18 protein-coding genes are annotated in these 22447 nt (G+C 40.2%); 5 read left to right on the top strand and 13 right to left on the bottom strand.

Annotated elements, in window-relative coordinates:
• Positions 1–16: 16 nt before the first annotated feature.
• The 3 genes from NSMS1_RS12345 to NSMS1_RS12335 all read right to left on the bottom strand — a co-directional run bounded on the left by NSMS1_RS12345 (position 17) and on the right by NSMS1_RS12335 (position 2983).
• Positions 17–1387 carry a sensor domain-containing diguanylate cyclase gene (locus NSMS1_RS12345; RefSeq protein WP_411908684.1) on the bottom strand — a complete coding sequence of 457 codons (1371 nt, stop codon included), beginning with the start codon at positions 1385–1387 and terminating at the stop codon, positions 17–19.
• 21 nt (positions 1388–1408) lie between these two features.
• A protein-coding gene (locus NSMS1_RS12340) for an IS630 family transposase (protein ID WP_224085966.1) occupies positions 1409–2463 on the bottom strand; the annotation gives its coding sequence in 2 pieces (ribosomal slippage) (positions 1409–2068 and positions 2071–2463; 1053 coding nt in all).
• Between the two features lie 61 nt (positions 2464–2524).
• Positions 2525–2983: a GAF domain-containing protein gene (locus NSMS1_RS12335; RefSeq protein WP_224093500.1), complete on the bottom strand. Its 459-nt coding sequence runs from the start codon at positions 2981–2983 to the stop codon at positions 2525–2527.
• A 753-nt stretch (positions 2984–3736) separates the two neighbouring features.
• On the opposite strand from NSMS1_RS12335, the gene NSMS1_RS12330 reads away from it, so the two are divergent.
• A complete protein-coding gene (locus NSMS1_RS12330; RefSeq protein ID WP_224093498.1) occupies positions 3737–6028 on the top strand; it encodes an ATP-binding protein in 2292 nt (763 codons plus the stop codon).
• Between the two features lie 74 nt (positions 6029–6102).
• On the opposite strand, the gene NSMS1_RS12325 is transcribed toward NSMS1_RS12330, so the two are convergent.
• The 4 genes from NSMS1_RS12325 to NSMS1_RS12310 form a co-directional block, all read right to left on the bottom strand.
• Positions 6103–6531, bottom strand: a complete 429-nt coding sequence (locus NSMS1_RS12325; RefSeq protein WP_224093496.1) for a hypothetical protein — start codon at positions 6529–6531, stop codon at positions 6103–6105.
• A 214-nt stretch (positions 6532–6745) separates the two neighbouring features.
• Positions 6746–7171 carry a CAAD domain-containing protein gene (locus NSMS1_RS12320; RefSeq protein ID WP_224093494.1) on the bottom strand — a complete coding sequence of 142 codons (426 nt, stop codon included), beginning with the start codon at positions 7169–7171 and terminating at the stop codon, positions 6746–6748.
• Positions 7172–7327: 156 nt separating this feature from the next.
• On the bottom strand, positions 7328–7795 hold the full coding sequence (locus tag NSMS1_RS12315; protein ID WP_224093492.1) for a BON domain-containing protein: 468 nt from the start codon (positions 7793–7795) through the stop codon (positions 7328–7330).
• Between the two features lie 94 nt (positions 7796–7889).
• Positions 7890–9191 carry a general stress protein gene (locus tag NSMS1_RS12310; RefSeq protein ID WP_224093490.1) on the bottom strand — a complete coding sequence of 434 codons (1302 nt, stop codon included), beginning with the start codon at positions 9189–9191 and terminating at the stop codon, positions 7890–7892.
• Between the two features lie 488 nt (positions 9192–9679).
• Between NSMS1_RS12310 and NSMS1_RS12305 the strand changes: the two genes are divergently transcribed.
• From NSMS1_RS12305 to NSMS1_RS12295, 3 genes are all read left to right on the top strand, one after another.
• A complete protein-coding gene (locus NSMS1_RS12305; RefSeq protein ID WP_224093483.1) occupies positions 9680–12811 on the top strand; it encodes an MFS transporter in 3132 nt (1043 codons plus the stop codon).
• Between the two features lie 270 nt (positions 12812–13081).
• On the top strand, positions 13082–13417 hold the full coding sequence (gene psb28 / locus NSMS1_RS12300) for a photosystem II reaction center protein Psb28 (RefSeq protein ID WP_224093480.1): 336 nt from the start codon (positions 13082–13084) through the stop codon (positions 13415–13417).
• A gap of 88 nt (positions 13418–13505) precedes the next feature.
• On the top strand, positions 13506–14012 hold the full coding sequence (locus tag NSMS1_RS12295; RefSeq protein WP_224093478.1) for a molybdenum cofactor biosynthesis protein B: 507 nt from the start codon (positions 13506–13508) through the stop codon (positions 14010–14012).
• A gap of 66 nt (positions 14013–14078) precedes the next feature.
• Here the strand turns inward: NSMS1_RS12295 and grxD are convergent, their stop codons facing one another.
• The 4 genes from grxD to NSMS1_RS12275 form a co-directional block, all read right to left on the bottom strand.
• Positions 14079–14402, bottom strand: coding sequence for a Grx4 family monothiol glutaredoxin (gene grxD, locus NSMS1_RS12290; RefSeq protein ID WP_224093476.1), 324 nt, complete (start codon positions 14400–14402; stop codon positions 14079–14081).
• Between the two features lie 84 nt (positions 14403–14486).
• Positions 14487–14726, bottom strand: a complete 240-nt coding sequence (locus NSMS1_RS12285) for a BolA family protein (RefSeq protein WP_224093474.1) — start codon at positions 14724–14726, stop codon at positions 14487–14489.
• 66 nt (positions 14727–14792) lie between these two features.
• A complete protein-coding gene (locus NSMS1_RS12280) occupies positions 14793–15965 on the bottom strand; it encodes a GNAT family N-acetyltransferase (RefSeq protein ID WP_224093472.1) in 1173 nt (390 codons plus the stop codon).
• A 162-nt stretch (positions 15966–16127) separates the two neighbouring features.
• Positions 16128–16829 (bottom strand): RibD family protein, encoded by a 702-nt coding sequence (locus tag NSMS1_RS12275; protein ID WP_224093466.1) that lies wholly within the window; start codon positions 16827–16829, stop codon positions 16128–16130.
• A gap of 318 nt (positions 16830–17147) precedes the next feature.
• On the opposite strand from NSMS1_RS12275, the gene NSMS1_RS12270 reads away from it, so the two are divergent.
• The gene (locus NSMS1_RS12270; RefSeq protein WP_224093462.1) at positions 17148–19190 is read left to right on the top strand and encodes an ATP-binding protein; all 2043 of its coding nucleotides are present in this window, start codon (positions 17148–17150) and stop codon (positions 19188–19190) included.
• Positions 19191–19214: 24 nt separating this feature from the next.
• On the opposite strand, the gene NSMS1_RS12265 is transcribed toward NSMS1_RS12270, so the two are convergent.
• Together NSMS1_RS12265 and NSMS1_RS12260 are read right to left on the bottom strand one after the other, a co-directional pair.
• On the bottom strand, positions 19215–20309 hold the full coding sequence (locus tag NSMS1_RS12265; RefSeq protein ID WP_224093457.1) for a Gfo/Idh/MocA family protein: 1095 nt from the start codon (positions 20307–20309) through the stop codon (positions 19215–19217).
• A gap of 230 nt (positions 20310–20539) precedes the next feature.
• Complete coding sequence (locus tag NSMS1_RS12260; protein WP_317986592.1) at positions 20540–22276, bottom strand: glycosyltransferase family 39 protein; 1737 nt, start codon at positions 22274–22276, stop codon at positions 20540–20542.
• Between the last annotated feature and the right edge of the window lie 171 nt (positions 22277–22447).

The raw sequence follows: 22447 nt of genomic DNA, 5'->3' as shown, positions 1-22447 counted from the left end.
TTTATTTTGATACATTTCACTGAAATAAGACTTTTGCAGCACAAACCCATCTGTTGCGTCCTTGTTCTTTTGCTTTGTATAAAGCTTGATCGGCTGCATTAATTAACTCTTGAGGCGAAGTTCTAATTATTGGTACTTGACTGGCAACACCTAAACTGACAGTCACAAAATCTTCAATACCATTCTTTCTTTTATGAGGAATTTTTAATTCTTCTATAGACTTATGAATTAACTTAGCTACTTTAGTTGCACCCGATTCGTTTGTATTTGGCAAAAGGACAATAAATTCTTCACCACCATAACGAGCTATTAAATCTGTGGGACGCTTTAATACAGATTGTGCTGCACGAGCAATTTGTATTAAGCATTTATCCCCTGCTAGATGTCCATAATTATCATTATAAGCTTTGAAATAATCAATATCAAATATAATTAAAGATAAATAATTTCCACTTCGTTGTAGTCGATTCCATTCTCGCTCTAAAAATTCATCGAAGCAACGACGGTTAGCGATTTTAGTTAAACCATCTAGTTTACTCAGTTTTTCTAATTGAGAATTTGCTAGTTTTAAAGCTTTATTTGTCTGAGCCAATTGATTAGTTTGAGAACGAAATTGCTCTAATAATTCTGAATGTTCTAAAGCTACATTAAACTGCGCTGCTAATTGGCGAATAAATTGGATTTCTGGTTTTTTCCACTCGCGTGGACAACGACATTGATGAACACATAGTAATCCCCATAATGTTTGGCCTTTCATTAGGGGAACAATAATTTGGGCTTTGATTTGAAATCGCTCTAATACTGCAAGATGGCAATCTTGTAACTCAGCTTCATAAATATTTGATAATACTTGTATTTGACCTTGTTGATAATAAACTGCATATTTTTCTCCAAAACAATTATCCTTGACTTTAATGGCGATCGCAGAATCATAATCAGGCAATACATTCTCAGCAACAAATTCGCCAAAGGTATAGTTTGATTCATGGTCAAAGCGAAAAATACCAACACGATCTGCACGCAGAGCTTTACGCATTTCTCGGACAGTTGTTTTAAACAAAGTATCTAAATTAAGAGATTCACGAATTTCCGCTACTAAGTTAAAGAGAATTTCCTGCTGCTCATTGGCTTTATGCAGTTCTGCTGCTCTTTGTTCTGCTTGTGCTAATAATTCTGCTTGTTTAACGGCAAACCCTAAATGTGTGGCAATCTGAGAGAGAAACTGTATTTCTATTTTTTTCCATTCATGCGGTTGTGAGTGCTGATATGCAGCGAGTACTCCCCACAGTTTTTTGCCTACAAAAATTGGTGCAGTTGCGTAAGCTCGAATATAGAACTGTTCTAATATTTCTATATGGCATGGAGATAAGTAAGTCGTGGAGAAAATTTATAAGTATGTAACAAAGAATTAAGCAGAAGAATAAGAGTTAAATTTTACACGTTGCGTACTGTAGTTTCCCTTTTCTCCTCTATTTTGAACTCCATCAATGACAGCATAGGCAAGGTCTAATTCATCCTCAAAACTTTGAGAAGCTAGTTCATTTTTTTTCAGGTGTTGCCACTCCAATTCAATTGGATTCATCTCTGAGCAATATTTAGGTAAAAAGAAGATGTACAAACCCATCTCTTCCCACTTTGTCCATAATTGCTGAACTTCTTTGCACCGATGTATCGGGCCGTTGTCCTGAACGATGACTCTGATACGACCTGCTTTTTGGGCTTCAAGTGCTTCAAGCTCCATCATTTGAATATAGGATTTGCGTGAAACGCCACCAATCACTAGACCGTACACAAAACTAATTAGGGGTTGAAGAAACCCAATAATACTTAACCTTCGACCCCGACGCTTACTCTGCTCCAGGCGTTTTTGCTGACCTCGGAAGTAGTAACTGTAACTGGGTTCACTCCAGGCACAAAACCCTGATTCATCCATATACTTTAAATCGATTTCTCCAGCAGCAGCAGATAATTCCAACATCTCTAAGTCTGCCTGTTTGATTTGCTGCAATACTTTGTCTTGCTTTCCTTTGTGGCTTTTTCTAGTTCGCTTCCAAATGACCCCCTTTTTTTGAGTACCTGCCTTAACCAGTCAGGACTCAATTTCACGGAGCGTTCTTGCTCTAATTTTTGGGCTAATTGAACACTATTATATGTACGTGGTTCTTGCTCCAAGCATTTTTCTAAGAACGCCATGTCAGCTTCTGCCCACCTTGATTTTCCTCCCCGCCCTGCTTTCTCCCACAGTCCTTCTAGACCTTGTTTTTCCCATCTATGCAAAACTTCTCTTACTGTTTGGGCAGTCCAGTCAAAGTGATCTGCTATCTTCTCTACGTACCAACCATGTGCGCTTAATCTGATCACTTCGGCTCGGTCTTTCACTTTCTGGGGTACATCTGCCGTTCTCAGGTTGAACAAAATTTTATCTTGCTTAGGAGTCAGAAATACCCTTAAACGGCTGCCCATATCCCTGTTACCTTGGTAGACACATTTATGTATTTACTTATCTTTACACACTTTGGTTTTTTCACCTTGTTCTACTTAAGCCTGCTGAGTAGATATCTGAAACTACTAAAGTTTCATTGTGACGATACCGTCCACCTTGATGTTCCTGTAAATAAGAATCATTCCAGACTAGATTTTTTCCTAATGTCTCTATATTGTCCCATCCAGGCTCTGCAAACTCAAAGTCGTAGATAAATTCCCCACCCCAGTTTTCATTGAAACGATACACAGCTATCCTTTCTACACGTAGTAACTTGCAAGTTTCTTTGGTGGCTGTCCTAAAAATGGTTTCTAGCTCTAAAGAAGCCCTGATTCTGCTAATGACTCGATATAGCGCCCTTGCTTGCTCTTCTAGTTGTTCAATTTGAATGTTTTTATCATGTAATTGAGTTTTTAAATTACTATTACTAGGCTGTCCTAAAAGTTTACAGAATAAATCAGCAGATGCTTTTGTGATTTTATGTAAAATTCTGTCTGACATAAGAAGTCTAGTCTTAATTGTTTATTGTATAAAAATACATAAGTGATTCCTATGATACTGTATTTTTTTTACTATATATGAATATGTATTAAAACTTTTTTCATTCTAAATATTCTAGAAATTTCTTGTTAGAAGACTTTGTTAAGACTTACAGCATAATAACTGCTGTTTATCAGCATTATGTGTAGAGGAATAATAATGATATTCCCCCGTTTAGCTGATTTATTTGCCAAAATAGCAAGTTATTTGATTAATTTTAAAGTATTTACATAGTTTTTGTATTTATATATTTATTAATATTAGGGTTTTATTTTTCACTATATTTTCAACAAACGATTATTTTTACTTAGAGTCAAGTTTTACAATTAATATTTATAGCTATAAAATATAAAGCAAAGAGATGGTATTTAGCTTTTAACCATTAATCTTTACTACCAATTTGAAGCAAGAAGACAGCACATACTTTCAGCCAAATAAATGTTCAAAAATCGTTGATATACAAATAAAATCTACCTCCACAGGTTTAAAAGTTAGCTCTTACAGGTGATAAATCCAGTCCTGTGGGCTGTGAACCTGATTAAGTGGGTAAAAATCTGTTATTGGAGAAAATATTTCACTAGTGTTACGAACATGAGGTAAATAGGTAGCTATAATCCAAATGACCATTCTACACTTAGTGATTCGAGTGCTTTTGATAAAAAAGCGTAACAATATTCACGGAAACCACAATTATTCTCACATTGGGAAATCAGGTTGCGGAAAACAAGTCTAAATTATGATTTAAAAGCTTTTGGTAGATATACACTTTCTCTAAAGTGGCATTTTGTGTTGCTCGTTGCTGGGGTACTACTTCCAGTCGTTCTTTTTGCTGTTGCGGTTGTACACAAACTCTCACTCAATGAGCGTGCAGCATCAGAGCGGCGCTTGGCTTTGGCAGCACGTAATCTTACTCAAGATGTAGAATGGGAGGTTTCCAGCACAGCCAGGACTCTGCAAGCGTTGGCGGCTTCTGAACGTCTCGACCAAAATGATTTAAAAGGTTTTTATAAAGAGGCAAAACGCACAGCAAAGACGCAAACAACTTGGTTAAGTGTGATTCTGTTAACGCCGGATGGGAAACAGATTCTCAACACTTTTCGTCCTTACGGCACTGCTTTACCTTTAGTAAATGAGCCTGAAAGTGTGCAGATGGTTGTGAAAACGCACCAGCCGACAGTAGGTTATCTTGCTTTTGCACGTCTTAAAAATCAATGGGCTTTTCCTGTCCGTGTTCCGGTTATGCGGGATGGCAAAGTACGGTATGTACTTACTGCCCTCATCTCCTCAGAAGCACTCACCAATATCATTAAAAACAGAACACAAGTTGATGGCGAGTGGACAAGAACTGTTGTTGACGGTCATGGAATTGTGGTAGCGCGGACTCGTAATCCTGAGAAATTTGTGGGGAAGTCAGGTACACCATCTTTTCTCAAGCGAATTGCCGCAAAAACTGAGGATGTTTACCGCGAAACTACTTTGGAGGGAGCGCAAGTTTACGTTGCCTTCAATCGAACTAATTTTTCTCGCTGGACAACTGCTGTTGTCGTTCCCGCCGATGTAATTGAAAGTCCACCTCGTCAGGCAATGTGGCTGGTAATTGGCTCTGGCTTGGGATTGCTGGTGGTTAGTGGTGTGGGTGCGATCGCCCTCTCACGCTCCATGTCTGAGAGTATCATCTCTGCTACTACTGCCGCAGAAGCACTTGCCAAAGGTGAATATCCCCGCATCAATCCTTCATCTATTAAGGAAGTAGCTTTATTAGGACAAGCTTTAGAATTTTCGGCGCAACTGCTGCAACAACGAGAGCAAGAACGGGATGAAAATTTAAGACAGTCGGAAGCAGCGCGAGCCGAAGCGGAGGCGGCTAACCGTCTCAAAGATGAGTTTTTAATTACCGTTTCCCACGAACTGAGAACCCCTCTCAACGGCATCTTAGGTTGGTCGCAGTTGCTAAGTGCTGGCAAACTCAATCCAGAAAAAGTAGAGATAGCAATTGCAACAATTGAGCGGAACGCTAAAGCTCAAGCACAACTAGTAAATGACCTTCTTGATGTATCGCGGATGATCACGGGCAAACTTCATCTAGAACTACGCTTGCTGAACTTCGCTAGTTTGATTATGAGTAGCGTCGATTCGGTACGCCATGCGGCGGAAGTAAAAAACATCGAATTGCAGATTCAACTTGCCCATGTAGAACCCATCTTAGGCGACCAGAATCGTCTTCAGCAGATAGTGTGGAATCTCCTCTCGAATGCCGTTAAATTTACGCCTGAAGGTGGGCGAGTTGAAGTGCATTTAAGGCAGACTGGTTCAGTTGTTGAATTGATGGTAAGTGATACTGGAGTAGGTATTAAGCCAGAGTTTTTGCCACACGTTTTTGAGCGTTTCCGCCAAGCAGATGGCTCAACTACTAGAAAGTTTGGCGGCTTGGGGCTGGGTTTAGCGATCGTTCGCCATTTGGTTGAACTTCATGGCGGGACAGTGCAGGCTGATAGTGAGGGGGAAGGTAAGGGAGCAACTTTTAGCGTGAAACTTCCTGTAACTGCGCGTCAGGAGAATATTAGCACACCAGCGAAAACACCCGTAGATAGCGCCCCTTCGTTACCCGAAACTCAGCATAGGCTTGAGGGCGTGCGGGTGCTGGTGGTGGACGACGAACATGATGCGAGAGATATTGCCAAAGCTGTACTCATACAACAAGGAGCAGAAGTATATACCTGTGCTTCCGCAGCAGAGGGGTTAAAACAAGTGTTCACCTGGAAACCTACTGTCATCCTGTGCGATATTGGGATGCCACAAGAAGATGGCTATTCTTTTATTCGTCAATTGAGGGCGCGGGAGGTTGATGTAGGTAGTCACATTCCCGCCATAGCGGTCACAGCCTTTACACGGGAAGAAGATAGACTCAAGGCGATCGCATCTGGCTATCAAACACATTTCCCCAAACCTATTGAACCCACACAGTTGACGGCTGTCGTCGCTAGTGTAGTGGGAAAAATTAAATAGGGACGCACATATGTACGTCCCTACAAAATCATCAGTAATTAGCCAAACTTAATATCAAACTGGATAATTGTTGTTTAAACTAAACCTGGGCCTCTACCGCGATCATCGCCTCTTTCGGTTAACTCACCTTGCTTATCTTCGTTAACATCTACTAATTCTTGAACCCGTGAAGCTGTTTCTTGTTGTTTGGCTTTTCTAGCATCACCAGGAACTTCGTAGTACATTTCTGGTTCAACGGCGTAGTTGTTTAATAAACCTTCTTTATCTACTGTGTAACCATCTGTAGTGCGGATGCTTTGAGCATCTGTTTGGTCGTCTGTGGCTGCGTCTGCTTCTCTTTCCTCTGTAGGAGTTGATTTAAAGAGGTCGCCTTCTCTTTCTTTACGGGCAGCAGTTTCGGCGGGTACGATTATGCGATCGTAATGGTCGCCTTGTACTCTATCAGATGAATCATTTGTTGTACCGACTGGCTGATTTGCTTTATTAGTTGATTCATTAGTCATAAATCTGTCCTCGTTAAAAGATTTCTTAAAACTTCGAGAACTAGATTACGATTTTTGATAGGTATAAATCGACTATCTTTAGAAGTGATTTAATAGCAAATTATAAAAAAACCTCTCTCTTTAGATATATACAAAATTACAAAATGATAAATACCCAACTTTACTAAAAAGCTGGGTATTTATTTACTAATTAAAGATAGTGCCTTGGATTAAATTATTTACCAAAAATTTGATTTTTGAGTGTATCAACCTCTGCACTTAATTCTTGGCGAGTTGAGGCTTTTAATAGATAGCGGAGAGTGAACCAGATGGAATAACTAATGCCAATCAACTCAAAAAATAGTTGTAGCAGAGGAATATCATTGATTGCACCAACCAAAGCTAATACGACTTTTAAGGTAACGATCGCTGATAAGATTAACACGACGGTAAGTATAGGCTGACTGTATTTTTGATAGAAGCCACCTATATACCCTGGTAGTTCTGTCAAAAAGTCAGTAACTTGTTGGGTAATTTGTTGCCATTGGGTAGTATTCGCTGTAGCTGGTGGTAGCTTGGGTAGGTTGTTATTTGCTGCACTAGGGAGTGCGATCGCTCCCTCTGTATTTAGAGATTCCAGTGGCTTTTGTTCGGTTTCCATAGTTTTTATATCTGGGTAATTACAACAGTTGCTTTAGGTAGCTAGACGTAAATAAACATAAACATTCATGTTGACAATTGTCAATAAAATTTCTCAGTAGTTAGTATATCTAACTACTGATACGGATAAAATATTGATGATTCACCTAGAGGTGGTTTATCTGTTAGATGTAGGTGGAGCGACTTTTGCTTTGACAACTACATTTTTGACACCTTTAATTTGTCTAGCTAAAGGATCAATTTTAGCTAGTTGGTCTTGGTTGTTAACAGTTCCGCCAACTGTGACAGTACCATTTTTTTCAGCAGCAACTGTCAATTGACCGTTGGGTATATTCGCTTCTAATTTAGAGCGAACTTCACTTTCTAAATCACCTTCAGCTCTTTGTGTATCGCCGCCAGTAGTGTTATTACGTTGTTCACGAGAGCGGATATCAGAGTTGAGTTGGTCTCTACGAACTTGACTTTGAGCGTCTTTTTGCGCTGCTTGTGTTTCTTCTACAGAGGGTGCTTGTACATTTTGTGCAGGATTATCAGGTGCAGACTGAGTAGTTTTTTCTGCCTGTTGACAAGCAGCAGTACCTAATAATAGCAAGCCACTAATTAGAAAAGGAGTTAGTTTTTTCATTTCTTTACTTCTCGGTATCAATAATTAAAGAGGATAAATTTTGTTTAACTGCGTGAGGGACACGATATGTTGCGTCCCTCAAACATCAAAGGAATTAGATTCTTTCTTCCCGGTTGTCAACTATAACTACGCTGGGTTCGTTATAGTCGCCTACTACTGGGGAAACACGATCGCCTACGGTGGAAGTGCCAACATCGCCACTCACAGCACGATCAACACCAGAACGGTGGGTATCGTGTAAATCTCTAGCGTCAAAAACTGAGTATTCTTGAATACCACGGCGCTTGAGGATGGCTTCAGCACGTTGGATTTCGGATTCTGTACCATCAACGATGACTAGATATTCACCTCTTTGGAAGCGATCGCTATATACTTTCGCTCTGTCTTCAGGGATGCCTAAACCTACCAGTCCGCCAGCAATACCGCCTGCGGCTGCACCGATAGCACCACCTGCTAAAGTTGTAGCGATCGTGGTAGCAACTGCACCACCTGCAATAATTGGCCCGACTCCAGGGATAGCCAAAGCGCCTAAACCAACTAATAAGCCGCCTAGACCGCCTAAAGCACCACCTGTAGCTGCACCTGCTTTAGCACCCTCATCTGCTTTGTTACCATGTCCAAGATTAGCGCCTGCACCTGTAGCGCCACTACCACTGCTATCTTTGGCAATCAAAGATACTTGATTCATGGAGAAACCAGCATCACGCAAGTCTGTTAATGCTGCTTCTGCATCTCGACGGTGAGGAAATACACCAATCGCCCTTCTTTGTGTAGTTGTAGAGGGAGTAATATCCCGATGAGCAACACCAGCAGTTCCAGCCGCTACGCCTGTTGTGGCCGCAGCCGCCCCACCAGGAGCATCATAAACGTCATAATCTTCTATCCCACCACGGCGGAGAATTGCTTCTGCTTGGGCAATCTCTGCATCTGTACCATCAACGATTACTAAGTAGTGACCCTTGCGTACACGGCTTTCATAACCTCTAGCGCGTTCTTCAGGGATACCTAAACCAATTAAACCACCTAGTAAACCACCAGCTACTGCACCTATACCTGCACCAGCTAAAGTTGTAGCTAAGGTAGTTGCAGTTGCACCTGCCAACATGATTGGCCCAATACCGGGAATTGCCAGAGTACCAAGACCAACTAATAAGCCTGTTAAACCACCCAAAGCACCGCCAGTCACAGCACCAGTTGTAGCACCCTCGTCTGATTTATCGCCTACTTTCTCGCGTACTGGACTACCAGCGATTTCTTCATTCCGGTCTGCGTCTTGAGCAATGATAGAAACTCTATCCATTGCAAAACCAGAATTTTTCAATTCGTTTAATGCTTTTTCAGCATCTCGACGGTGAGAAAATACACCCACCGCACGTCTATGTAATCCTACTACCATGCTTAAGTTTCTCCTCAGTAAATAAACAAGACAAAATTAGTTAATAACTAGTTACAAAATATTGATGTTCATTACTTTCTATTTATCACTCATCAATAATGTTCTTTCATCAATCAGCCGGAATAAATTTTAGCTCTATCATTAGATATAGATTTTTTTAATGTATAAATTATAGGTAAACTTAAATTTCAAATTCACAGATTAATTAAAGCTTTTAAATATATAAAACTTTATAAATATGTAGGCTAATACTAATTTAGATAGAGATGCGCTTTCTACTTAAAACATTAGTTTTATTTTTTTGAAAAAATCAGATAACTATAGCAAAAAACTGCATCTTTTTTTGGTTTATGAAAAATACAACTTTTGATAAATGTAATTATTACCAGAGAAAGTGTAGGACGCTGTCAACAATAAATAGACTGGGAGATAAGCCCATTATATGGATGATGGGTATTTCATCTATCGGACGTAAGAAAAAAAGTCCTATGATTTATAATTTTGCCAGTTTATTGGTTACTTCCTGCCTATCTTTGGGGGTAGTACCAGCAGATAGCTTACCCCAAGTCATATCTCCAACAACAATCCCTATAGATTTTTCTGCTACTAAAATCTTAGTGGCTTTGTTAGCTGGTACTTTAATGGCGATCGCCTTTCATTTACTATTAACTAATCTTTCTGTAGCTGTGGGCATCTCTACATACGGAAAGACCCCAGATAGTGATGATGACGATTCAGAAAGCTTTGGTGAACAGGTTCGGGAGATAGAAGCTAAAGTTGGTGGTTGGGCGATCGCTACTGCTAGTATTGCCCTCTTTGCTGCTAGTTTCTTAGCAGTAAAATTAACATTCATTCAAAGTGCAACACTAGGCGCAATTAGTGGTGTGGTTATTTGGTCTACCTACTTTTTCTTAATAGCTTGGTTTGGTTCTTCTGCCGTAGGTTCCTTACTGGGTTCAATTATCAGCACTGTTAGTTCTGGTATACAGGCGCTTACAGGAACAGCAACTAGCGCCATTGGGGCGGCAACTACTAAAAATCAAATGGTATCAGCAGCAGAAGATATTACCGCCGCCGTCCGGCGCGAATTAACTGCTGGGCTGGATCAGGATACTATTAAAAACACCCTTCAATCTTCTTTATCAGCTCTACCCATACCAACAATAAATTTAAACGAAGTTCGCAGCCAGTTTGATAAAATTCTGGGTGATATTGATTGGCAATCTTTGGGTGATAGTGATTTACTGCGGAATGTAAATCGGCAAACTTTTGTTGATTTAATTAGCGATCGCACCAATTTATCTAAAGCAGAGATTAATCAAATAGCTGACCAATTACAAGCGGCTTGGCAACAAGTTTCTAATCGTCGTAACCCCACAGAACAGGTAATTAACTTACTGCAATCTGCCACACCTGAAGAATTAAAATCAGCAGATTTGGGTGAGCGTTTACAACAACTAGTTACAACTAGAAAAAATGGCAACGGCAGAAATGGGGTAATGCAGCAAGCAGTAAAATATGGCGTTAGTGCCGCTTTACCTGCTGTATTAGATCGAGTAGACCTTTCCGACATTGATGTAAATAGAATCACCAATCAACTACAACAGTTGAGAGATAAAGTTCAAGATATTGATGTCGAAAAAATCACTCAACAATTACAACAAATTAGAGCAAAAACGACTGAGCAAGTTAGTCAAACATTCTCTACTCCCAACGATAACACTGTCAAAACAGATGTAGAAGACTACATCCGTAATTCTTTTCCCTGGCATTTTAACCGCCTTACCATTAGAAATGAATTTCAGGATGTCATCTACGACCCACAGGCAGATCCTACAAATGTCCGCCAGCAAATTGAACAATTAAATACAGATGATTTTACTAACTTGCTGACTCAAAGAGGTGACCTCAGCGAAGCTAAGGTCAAAGAAATTGCTCAAGAAATGGACAGCATTCGTCAGCAAGTTCTAGAAACAGTACAACTATCGGAGAAATCTGAAAAAGGTCAAGAAATTCGCAGCCGCATCGAAAATTATCTCCGTGCGACTGGTAAGCAAGAACTGTACCCAGAAGCAATTGAGCGAGATTTTGGCAATCTGTTGACAGAAGCAGACCAAGAGTTTGCAGATATCAGTAGTCGCTTACAAGGATTTGACCGGGAAGCCTTTATCCAAGTATTGTTGCAACGTCAAGACTTCAGCGAAGACGAGGCTAATAATATTGTTAGCCAACTCGAAAGCATCCGGGATAATTTCTTAACTCAAGCCAGTGAAACAAAAGAACAAGCAACAGCTAAAGCTGATGAATTATGGCATAGAGTGAAAGACTATCTCCGCAATACCAATAAAGAGGAGTTAAATCCTGATGCTATCAAGCGTGATTTGCAAGTATTGCTGGAAGACCCCCAAGTGGGAATAAATCTGTTGCGATCGCGCCTATCTCAGTTTGACCGTGATACCTTAGTACAACTGCTCAATCAGCGTCAAGATTTAAGCGAAGACCAAATTAATCAAATTGTTGACCAAGTAGAGACAGTTAAAGATAATGTATTACAAGCACCGCAAGTAGTGGTAGATAAAGCCAAAGAACAATACGAAAAGACTACCACAGCGATCGCTGATTATCTCCGCAATACAAACTTAGAAGAATTAGATCCCGCAGGTATCAGACAAGATTTGGAAACCTTACTCAGCGATCCTAAAGAGGGTGCTGTGGCTTTACGACACAGGTTGTCACAAGTTGACCGCGACACCTTAGTCAAACTTCTCAGCCAACAGCAAAACTTGAGTGAAGACCAAGTTAATCAAATTATTGACCAAGTACAAGATGCTATTCGGGATATTATTAAAGCGCCTCGCCGTTTAGCTAAACGCACTACACAAAGGATTGCAGACTTTGAAGCCAGCCTAGAAGATTATCTGCGTCAAACCAATAAAGAGGAATTGAATCCTGATGCTATCAAACGGGATTTACAGTTACTCTTGCAAGACCCCCGCTTAGGAATTGGTAGTTTAAGCGATCGCCTCTCCCGATTTGACCGTTCCACAGTTGTCGCTTTACTATCGCAACGGGAAGACATTTCCGAGGAAGAAGCAAACCGCATCGCCGATCAAATTGAATCGGTTCGCAGTAACATTGCCAAACAAGTACAGCAAATTCAAAACACTGTACAGTCAGCAATTGACCAAGTTTTTGACAGGATTCGTAACTATCTCAACTCCTTAAATCGTCCCGAACTTAGTTACGAAGGTATCCGTCAAGACTTTGCTAAATTGTTCGATGACCCACAAGCTGGATTTGAAGCGTTACGCGATCGCCTGGGTCAATTCGACCGTGATACCCTAGTTGCTATCCTCAGTTCCCGTGAAGATATCGCCAGCGAAGATGTTAACCGCATCATCGACCAAATCGAAGCTGCACGGGATAGTGTGCTAAATCGCGCCACACGCATCCAACAGGAAGCACAAAACCGCATCAAAGCTATCAGAAAGCAAGCTAAAAAGCAAGCCGAAGAAACGAGAAAAACCGTCGCCAGCGCCGCTTGGTGGCTATTCGGTGCTGCTTTTTCTTCTCTCATAGCTAGTGCGATCGCTGGTGCATTAGCCGTCACTGGAGTATAAAATCTTTGGTAATGGACTTACCCCCCTTAATCCCCCGTTGCAAAGGGGGGAAATCAATAAATTAAGTTCCCTCCCCTTTCCAAGGGGAGGGTTAGGGTGGGGTAAAAAAGATAAATCAAGTATCTGTACCTTTGTAGGTGGAGAGTTTGGCAATTATGCTAAGTTTTGTCTATTTATCTCATTTTTAAATTCTTGTAATGACGGTTTAGTAAGTTCTAAATGATGAGAAAATATTAAACTAACCATCACAAAACTTTAAACTTAACCATCATGGCAAAAATCCAGTTTTCTAGGGGAATAGACGAAGACGCAATTCCAGATGTACGCTTGACTCGATCGCGCAGTGGTGATAGTGGTACAGCAACATTTGTGTTTGTGAATCCTAAAGCTTTAGATCAAGCTACTACTGATGATATTACCGGAATGTACCTCATCGACGAAGAGGGGGAACTCATCACCCGCGAAGTTAAAGCTAGATTTGTCAACGGTAGACCGGAAGCATTAGAAGCTATTTACTTAATGAAATCCAGCGAAGAATGGGATCGTTTCCTTCGCTTTATGCAGCGTTACGCAGAAGAAAACGGTTTGGATTTCAGTAAATCTTAAAGGGTCATTAGTCAATAGTCAATAGTCCACAGTCAATAGTTAATAGTCCACAGTCAACGCATTTCTGGACTATTAACTTCCCAGAAGAATGAATACACAAAAACCTCATCCCGATGCGCCGGGAATAACCGTCAATTGCGCGGTTGTGACCGTTAGCGATACACGTACCCCAGAAACAGATAAAAGTGGTCAACTGATTCAACAGTTGTTATCTGACACAAATCATACTGTGGTGGCTTACGCCATTATTCTTGATGAACCAGCACAAATTCAGGCACAAATAGAAATCCTGAGCCAAAAGGGTAATCTGGATGCCGTCATTTTTAATGGCGGTACAGGTATCGCACCTAGAGATAATACGTATGACGCTATTGAAAAATTGTTAGAAAAAACCCTACCTGGATTTGGGGAGATATTCAGATATTTAAGTTATCAAGAAATTGGCTCAAGAGCGATCGCATCCCGTGCAGTTGCAGGCGTATATCAAAATAAATTAATCTTTTCCCTTCCTGGTTCCAGCAATGCAGTGAGATTAGGAATGGAAAAGTTGATATTGCCAGAATTGACTCATTTAGTAACTCAAATGCGTAAATAGAACTGTTCGTAGTAAGGACTTTAGTCCTTAATTCCTCCGTACTAAAGTACTTACTACAAACGAAAACTAAGAAGCTAAAGCAACTTCCACCAATTCTTGTAACTCACCTTTTTGATACATTTCAATCAAAATATCGGAACCACCTATAAACTCACCATTGATATAAACTTGGGGAATTGTCGGCCAGTTGGAATACTCTTTAATACCTTGACGAATTTCACTGTCATCTAAAACATTGATAGTTTCAAAAGGAACACCCAAGGTATTAAGAATTTGTACCACATTGTTAGAAAAACCACACTGCGGCATCAATTTGGTTCCCTTCATGAAAACCATAATCTTATTTTCTTTTATTAAGTTACCGATTCTCTCTTTAACGTCCTGTGTCATGGCTGTTATATGTCCTAGTTTTTGATGATTTATTAGTCATTGCTCATTAGTCATTGGTCATTACTGTGGACTGTTGACTATGAACTATTGACTATCGGGAGTGGATGTTTTTAATGCTAAGGCGTGAATGGCTTCGGTGGACATAGCTTGCTGCAACGCAGCATAAACTAACTGATGCTGCTGTACAAGCCTTTTACCTGCAAACTGCGATGAGACCACTGTCACCTGATAATGGTCGCCGCCACCAGTCAAGTCTTGCACCTGAACCTGCGCGTCTGGCAATTGTGCCTTAATCATTGCCTCAACTTCCTGCGGAGTAACCATCGCAATTCCTGAAAAAACTTACTGTCCTCTCTATTATTAACAGATTTGGCAACAGTTGACTGTTGACTACTGACTAAAAGGCAACTCTGCATTGATAGCAGCAATTTCCTGTTCTTCTAATTGATTCACTTCACTAATGTAAGGACGGAGTATTTGTGCTAAACGACTATTATAAAAGCGATGCAGGCTGTAATTAGGTGCAGCCGGAAAACCGCGACGTTTTTTGTGCCGTCCGCCAGCACCGGGATCAAATAGTTGAATCCCATTAGCGATCGCCCACTCAATCGGTGCATAATAACAAGCATCAAAGTGTAAGCAATCGATTTCCTGAAAGCTTCCCCAATAACGACCATATAAGCGATCGCCTTTATACAAACAGAAAGACATACCCAAAGGCTGGCGGGTATCTTGCTCATGGTAAGCAGCAAAAAACACCACCCGATGACGATAATCGTGGTGTAACTGCTCAAAAAATTGCTTTGTTAAATACTTACTACCCCACCAACCAAACTTGTCACAAGTATCAGCATAAAACTGATACATCAAAGGAAATAAAAATTTAGGGATTTCATCACCCGCTACTGGTTGCAGTTGTAAACCAGCCTTTTCCACAGCTTTACGTTCCCGCTTAATATTCCGACGCTGATTAGCATTGAACATCTTCAAGTAATCATCAAAGGTTTGAAATTTTGAATTTTCCCACACAAAACTATGGTGTAACCAAGTTGTAAAACCTTGTCGTTCTAATACTGGTCGCCATTCTGGGTCAACATAGAGAAAATGGCAACTAGAAATATGATGCTTCACACAAAAAGCATCAATCTCATGCACCATCATTGCCGTGATCTCTTCTTCATCCTCCCCATTGGCAATCAAAAAGCGATAACCTTCAGCCGGGGTGAATGGAGTCATACCCAAAAGTTTGGGATAATACTGTACACCAATACGTTCTGCTAACTCTGCCCATTGGTGGTCAAATACAAACTCACCATAACTATGCCCTTTAATATACAGTGGAGCCGCAGCAATCAGCGTTCTATCGCGCCACAGCGTCAAGTGATTAGGTAGCCAACCAGTTTTCGCCGTAGCACTTTGAGAAGTTTCTAAATTATGCAGCCAATCCCACTCTAAAAAGGGAGTTTTTAAAGGTAGCGCCAAAGCATCCCAAGCATCTTGGGGTACTTCAGCGATTTTATTAATCCAAACGCTGGAATAGCGAGGCTTGAGTTGTTCAACCATATTTGGGGAGTGGGGAGTGGGGGGAGATGAGGGAGTGGGGGAAGATGAGGGAGAACAATTAATAACTATGGACTATGGACTAATGACCAATGACTAATGACTAATTTAATCTATCCTGCCGTTGTAGTTGATAGTGTCGGCAAACTTCTTGCTAAACACTCACTACTCCCTACTCCCCACTCCCTTTTGCACTCCATAGTGCAGGAAAACTTCGTTTTCTACTTGTTTGACTTCCAAAAGTTGGAGATGAGGGGCAACTTGTGCGAAAAACCCTCTACCATCTACTGGGGTGGGTGCATTTACGCCACCTAAAATCAACGGACACACTGTCAGCCAAAGTTCGTCTATTAAATCAGCCTCAAGCATTAAACTTACTAATGCACCACCACCTAACACAACCAAGCGTGTTATTTGTAGAGATATGAGGTGCTGTAGAACTGCTGTAATGTCTATTTTCCCTGTTGGGGTTTCAAAAACTAAAATGCGCTCAAATTCTGAGCGTCCTTGCCAAGCATTTTTTCCCGATGTTGTTGTTACTAGCCAGCGCTTAACAGGCTGTTGGAAAAATCTAATTTCCGGATTGAGGTTAGCAGAATGTGTAATAACTATATGAATCGGTTGGTCGCACTTGCCGTTTTGTCGGCGATGTTGCAACAGGAGTGTATTTGATACAGTCATTGTTGTACCATAGGCCCGGAGTGTTCCCGCACCTATAAAAACGGCATCAGCAGCAGCAATTTGTTGTTCTAAGTGTGATTTGTCAACACCAGTACCAAATCGAGCAGGCGATCGCTTAAAATCTGCTATCTTGCCATCAGCACTCATTGCTAAAACTACTGTTGTATGCGGACGGTGTTGCATCATGAGGTTGGTTTGATAGTCTCGATTTTCTACTTACTAGCAAATGAGGGCAGAAACAGAAATATCATAGCCTAAGTAAACTCCCCAATCATCCATCAACTTTTTCAACTCTACCTGTTAGTGTGGGGTTAAATGCAGTATGCTTTGCCAATACATAAATTTGCATAAAATTTTGTATCCTAAATTGCATTTTATATATTAAACTTTTGATAATTTTAATTCTTGATAACAAATTTATGATAACTTCATGAATGTCTCCTTTAGCTAGTCTAATTGCCTGTGTTTTCTGTTGTGATTTGCAGTTGCGAAGTGAGACACTAGATGCGTATTAACGGTCAATCGTCATTTAGACGTATTTTAGTAACAAGGATTTTGCTGCTGTTTGTCCCAGTATTATTTATTGGACAGATTGTCGCCTTAAATAAGGCACGCTCTAGCTTACTCAAAACTGCTCGACAGAATCTCACAGAAAGTGCTGTCATGAGAGGAGAGAGGATAATAGGTGCGATCGCTACTCTCAAAACTGGTATATTAACTGCTAGTCGCACTACTGTTTTACAATCAGGTAATGCTGAGGAAAAAGAAGCATTTTTAATGGAGCTAGCACAAGCACTACCTAACTATATCCAGTGCTTGCAACTAACCAGCGTGGAGAATGGTGAAGTAATTGCTAGTAGCTGCGGTAAAAAAGAAATTATTCAAATTGGGCCACCAGTACCTAATGATGGCGTAGAAATCAGCAACGTTCCACCCCCAAAACCTGGAACTACTGGGCCACGCAATCCCGAAGACCAGTTACAATTATTACTTACAACTTCCGTATATAACAACTCAGGGCAATTACTATATACATTAAACCTTGAGTCATCATTGTATAAACAAACTCGTAATCAACCTGGTTCATTAGCAGGTTCCACGATAGTAATTGCTGAAGACGGAACTATATTAGCTCACCCATTACCTGAGTTGATGGGAACTAACATCAAAGAACACTCAGATGCAAAACAAGTACAAAGCATTATCAACAATGCAATTGCTGGACGTAACGAACCGATAAATTTAATTTTCCAAAAAACTAAAGAATTAGTAGCAGGTTATACAGTAATCACTGATCCTAGTACAGTACGACCGCAGCAAAAATGGATCATCATGTCTGTGACCACTGTAGATAATGCTCTACTTGGTTTAGAGGAAATTAAACTTATTCTTATTGTATTAACAGTTGGTCTAATTGGTGCAAGTTTAGCAGCATCATTATATTTGGGGCCTTACTTAGCTGGGCCTGTGGAAGAATTACGCGACTATGCTTTAAATATTCACAGCCACCACGCCGCCAGACCAGTACCCCATAATTTCCAAATTCGGGAATTTAATCAACTTGCACAAGCAATAGACCAAATGGTTGATAGACTCAAAGCTTGGTCAGAAGAAATAGAAACCTCATGGAAAGAAGCCAAGAATGCTAATCAAATTAAAAGTCAGTTTTTAGCTACAACCTCTCACGAATTACGCAATCCCTTAAACATTATTATTAATTGTGTACGTTTAGTTAAAGATGGTTTGTGTGATAACAGAGAAGAAGAACTCGAATTTCTTCAACGCGCTGATGAGACAGCCATACACCTATTAGGAATAATTAACGACTTGCTTGATATTTCTAAAATTGAAGCAGGAAAACTTTCTGTGGTTATGCAGCCTTTAGACTTAAGGCAAATACTCTTAGAAGTCATCAATATACAATCAGTAAATGTTCAACAAAAAGGCTTACAACTAAAAACTGAATTAGGTACAGAACAAATTCCCGTCAAAGCGGATGCAGCTAAACTTAAACAGGTATTAATTAATATTATTGGTAACGCCACTAAATTTACTGATGAAGGTGGTATTACAATTGTGACAACAATTAAAACTCTAATTGATGGCACATCACATGTAACAGTTAGTATTAAAGATACAGGTTTGGGTATTGAACCATCTCAACAACACAAACTATTTCGTCCCTTTGTAATGGTAAATGGTAGCAGCACTCGTAAATTTGAAGGTACAGGCTTAGGTTTAGCGATTTCGCGTAACTTAATTGAACTGATGGGAGGTACTATTACTCTAGAGAGTGCGGGAATAAATGAAGGCACTACAGTTAAGATTACTTTGCCAATCATTGATGCTTCTTCATTAGCTCTAACAAACAAAGAGAATAATAGCAAAAACCAGAAACTTTTACCTGGTAATGAAGGAATTAAAAGCACTAACTATTTGTCTGGCAATTATACAGAAGCAGTACTTTCAGAATCTAATGGAAATCAAGAATACTGCGAACTACAACCATTAGAAAAAGACTGTGAAGTTAGTCTTTATTGTAATTAGTCATTAGTCAAAAAGCATAAATCTTTAATTTTGAATTTTGAATTTTGAATTTTGAATTGATATAATTTGACCGCCTTGATTGAGAGATGCTGTTAAGGCTGAGAGGATTTTGACTAATTCTGTGCCTACCCAGCCGGAGGAAATTTCAGGGGGTGTATTATGGAGAATGGAAGTAATAAAGCGATCGCAAACTCGCTGCAACGGTTCGCCTGATTTTAGTTCCAACACTTCTCTACTTTGATTCACAGGGATAAATAAATTTCCCTGGCGTTCAAACTCACCATGTAATAAAGTTAACTGTGATGCTGATGACATTTCATCAAAAATCAAAGTTCCACGACTACCCACAACCGCCAAGCGGCGCTGTTTATCAGTATTTAACCAACATAAGTGAATATAAGCCTTAAATCCATCTGGGTATGTTAATGTTACCCAAACTAAATCGGCTAATCCTGTTGACTGTTGACTGTTGACTGAGTTTGTTTCATCTTCCCTACTCCCTACTCCCCACTCCCCACTCCCACTTTGTAGCCAAACTGTACCAGTCGCCTGCACACTGACTGGAACTTGACCTAACCAGTTGTTAAAGATGGCGATGTCATGAATAGCTAAATCCCATAAAGCATCAACGTCTTGGCGGACAGGGCCTAGATGGGTGCGTGCGGCGTAGCCATAACGTAACTTGCCTAATTTACCCGCCTGAACTACGGTTTGCCCTTGTTCGACGGCTGGGTGAAATAGATAGGTATGATCAACCATGAGGATTAATTGCCGATGCTGGGCTAGTTGGCACAGTTCCTCACACTCTACTGGGTCTAGGGTAAGGGGTTTTTCTGCCAGAACATGATAGCCTTGATTGAGAGCATCTTTGATGAGAGTGTAGTGAGTAGTAGCTGGAGTGGCGATCGCCACTGCTGACAAACCTGATATTTGCTGTAAATCAGAGAATTGGGTAGTAAGCAGGATACTTTCATCCAAATTAAACTGCTGCTTAACAACTGCCAACCTTTCTGGATGGGGATCAACTACCGCCACAACATCAGCTTGCGGATGTGCTAAAAAATTCCGCAACAAATGCACTCCCCAGCGTCCAACACCAATAATAGCGATTTTAGTCATTGGTCATTAGTCCATAGTCAACAGTCAAACAATTTTAGATTTTGGATTGACGATTTTGGATTGACGATTGCGCGATTTGTTCCGCCACGCCACTTCTCTCAAGTCGGGAAACCCGCCCACGAGAGTGGCTCCACCAGGGGCAGGGCTTGAACCAAAAATAATCCAAAATCCAAAATTTAAAATCTAAAATTAGTACGGTCAATAGTTATTAGCAGCAAGTTTCAACAAGTTCAATTATTCGCAGTGCGTTCATAAACTTTAGCTATGAAATTATCTAAATTCATAGTTCCTGTAAGATTTTGAGTTTGTTTGAGTTGAAATTGTTTGGATAATATCTGCTGGATTTTCTGTTGTTCTCTCTCTTTATCTGCTGGGGTTTTTAATTTTGACCAAACCGGATTTTCGCTGTCTAACCAAAGCACACTAGAATATTTATTTGGCTCATCTTGGAGAACTTTTTCTAGTGAGTCAGCCAATTTTGCAGGGTGTTGAGCTAACAGCATTACTGGGACTGTGGGTGGAGTATAGTATGCTAAACGCGCAACATGACCCCAAGCTTTAGAGTTCATAGCGATTAAGGTTGGTTGTTGTGCTTGTTGTGTTGCTATTTTGGCAATTGAATGGAAAACTGAGCGTTGCCGTAAACTATAATCACTGACACCAATAGCGAGATATAACACTAACAAACAAGAAGCAACCAGTGTCCGCCATTGCGTAGAAATAACTTTTTCTAACCACAAAGTTAGAAGTAATAGGCATCCAGGAAGAATCATAATCATAGTTCTTCCGCCGCCAAAATTTAAAGTTGATTTTTTGCTAGCAATATCCAATAATAAACCCAATAATAGCGGCAAAATTCCCAGTATCAAGGCTACAGTTAATTTTTTCTGTTCACCATGTTGCCAAAGTTTCAGGCTAGAGGCAATTATCAAAGCGATCGCTAAACAACCAACTATAAGAATACTGATTGCTGGTAAGCTTGTTACCCAGTCTCCTAATATTAAGTTACTTGCTAAAGTCTTAGCTGTATCTTGTAAGTGAATTAATATTGCTGAACCAGAATCTTTAATAACACCGAATCTTTTTAAATCTGCATTACGGATTTGTTTGATAGCTCCCAAGAAAATCCAAGGGGTAGTTAGTATTACTCCCGCGCCTAAACGCAAACCATGCTGCCACCAATGTCTTCTGTCAAGATAAAGTACTACAACAGCTAAAGCTATTACAAAAAATATATATAAATAAAATGTCAGTAAGCCAGCAGCAATTGAACCAATTAAAAGGATGTTCCACAGCAACGAATAGCGGCGAGTGTTGTCAGGGTTTGAGGTAGTAGGTTTTTCAATCAAATGGAGAAGCGCTGCTGCACTTAATGTTGTCCACAAAACTAAAGGTGCATACATACGCACATTCAGGGAGTGGAATAAATAAAAGGGGTTGAGTCCCAACAACGCAGCCAATAGTAACCCACCCCGATGTCCAAGGACGACTTTTCCCAAATTGTAGGCACTAGCGATCGCACCAATGCTCAATAATGTATTTAAACTCCGCATTGCTGCTTCTCTGTTACCAAACAGACGTAACCAGAAATGTTGACTCAAATAAAATAGTGGTGGATGTGGTTCCCCCCCCATAAGACCCAAAAGTAAGTTTTTGACGCTTGAGATAACTCCTCCAAAACCAGATTCAACAGGGATAGTGAATACCGATAAGTATGGAGCTAAGGCTACTGGTATATCACCAGGAGTTTGGTATCCGTTTTTTTGCCCTGTAGACAAGAGTAAAGATAAAACTTCGTCGTACCAAAACTCTCGACTACCTAAATTGACTAACCGTAGAACTACGGCAATAGCGATCGCGCCTAATGCTAATGTTTGGATGGAAACTAGTTTATTTAGCTTTGTAGTTGGCAACCCAGGATTCATCAATATATTTGTTTGTAAAGTGTTGTTGTCATGATACAGCAATTTTTATATTTTTCTGTAATAATTGTGTTAAGTATTAAACTTAGTTTCTGTAAGCAAAATAACTATGATTTTTAATACTTTTTTACACACTTAAACATTACTAAATAAAGCTTTCATAATTTTTAAAAGAATTAGCTGTAGAGGCGCACAGCACCTAAGTCGGTGGGAGAA

The sequence above is a fragment of the Nostoc sp. MS1 genome (assembly GCF_019976755.1).
Classification (GTDB): Bacteria; Cyanobacteriota; Cyanobacteriia; order Cyanobacteriales; family Nostocaceae; genus Trichormus.
Note: the sequence above shows the minus strand (reverse complement) of the source record. Positions and strands in the feature narration are given on the sequence as shown.

What these genes read in the sequence shown, in the direction of transcription:
- NSMS1_RS12280 (WP_224093472.1), bottom strand. Translation starts at nt 15,965, where the DNA reads ATGGTTGAACAACTCAAGCCTCGCTATTCCAGCGTTTGGATTAATAAA.
- psb28 (WP_224093480.1), top strand. Translation starts at nt 13,082, where the DNA reads ATGGCAAAAATCCAGTTTTCTAGGGGAATAGACGAAGACGCAATTCCA.
- NSMS1_RS12315 (WP_224093492.1), bottom strand. Translation starts at nt 7,795, where the DNA reads ATGAAAAAACTAACTCCTTTTCTAATTAGTGGCTTGCTATTATTAGGT.
- NSMS1_RS12265 (WP_224093457.1), bottom strand. Translation starts at nt 20,309, where the DNA reads ATGACTAAAATCGCTATTATTGGTGTTGGACGCTGGGGAGTGCATTTG.
- NSMS1_RS12335 (WP_224093500.1), bottom strand. Translation starts at nt 2,983, where the DNA reads ATGTCAGACAGAATTTTACATAAAATCACAAAAGCATCTGCTGATTTA.
- NSMS1_RS12310 (WP_224093490.1), bottom strand. Translation starts at nt 9,191, where the DNA reads ATGGTAGTAGGATTACATAGACGTGCGGTGGGTGTATTTTCTCACCGT.
- NSMS1_RS12270 (WP_224093462.1), top strand. Translation starts at nt 17,148, where the DNA reads ATGCGTATTAACGGTCAATCGTCATTTAGACGTATTTTAGTAACAAGG.
- NSMS1_RS12325 (WP_224093496.1), bottom strand. Translation starts at nt 6,531, where the DNA reads ATGACTAATGAATCAACTAATAAAGCAAATCAGCCAGTCGGTACAACA.
- NSMS1_RS12305 (WP_224093483.1), top strand. Translation starts at nt 9,680, where the DNA reads ATGATTTATAATTTTGCCAGTTTATTGGTTACTTCCTGCCTATCTTTG.
- grxD (WP_224093476.1), bottom strand. Translation starts at nt 14,402, where the DNA reads ATGACACAGGACGTTAAAGAGAGAATCGGTAACTTAATAAAAGAAAAT.
- NSMS1_RS12320 (WP_224093494.1), bottom strand. Translation starts at nt 7,171, where the DNA reads ATGGAAACCGAACAAAAGCCACTGGAATCTCTAAATACAGAGGGAGCG.
- NSMS1_RS12295 (WP_224093478.1), top strand. Translation starts at nt 13,506, where the DNA reads ATGAATACACAAAAACCTCATCCCGATGCGCCGGGAATAACCGTCAAT.
- NSMS1_RS12275 (WP_224093466.1), bottom strand. Translation starts at nt 16,829, where the DNA reads ATGATGCAACACCGTCCGCATACAACAGTAGTTTTAGCAATGAGTGCT.
- NSMS1_RS12285 (WP_224093474.1), bottom strand. Translation starts at nt 14,726, where the DNA reads ATGGTTACTCCGCAGGAAGTTGAGGCAATGATTAAGGCACAATTGCCA.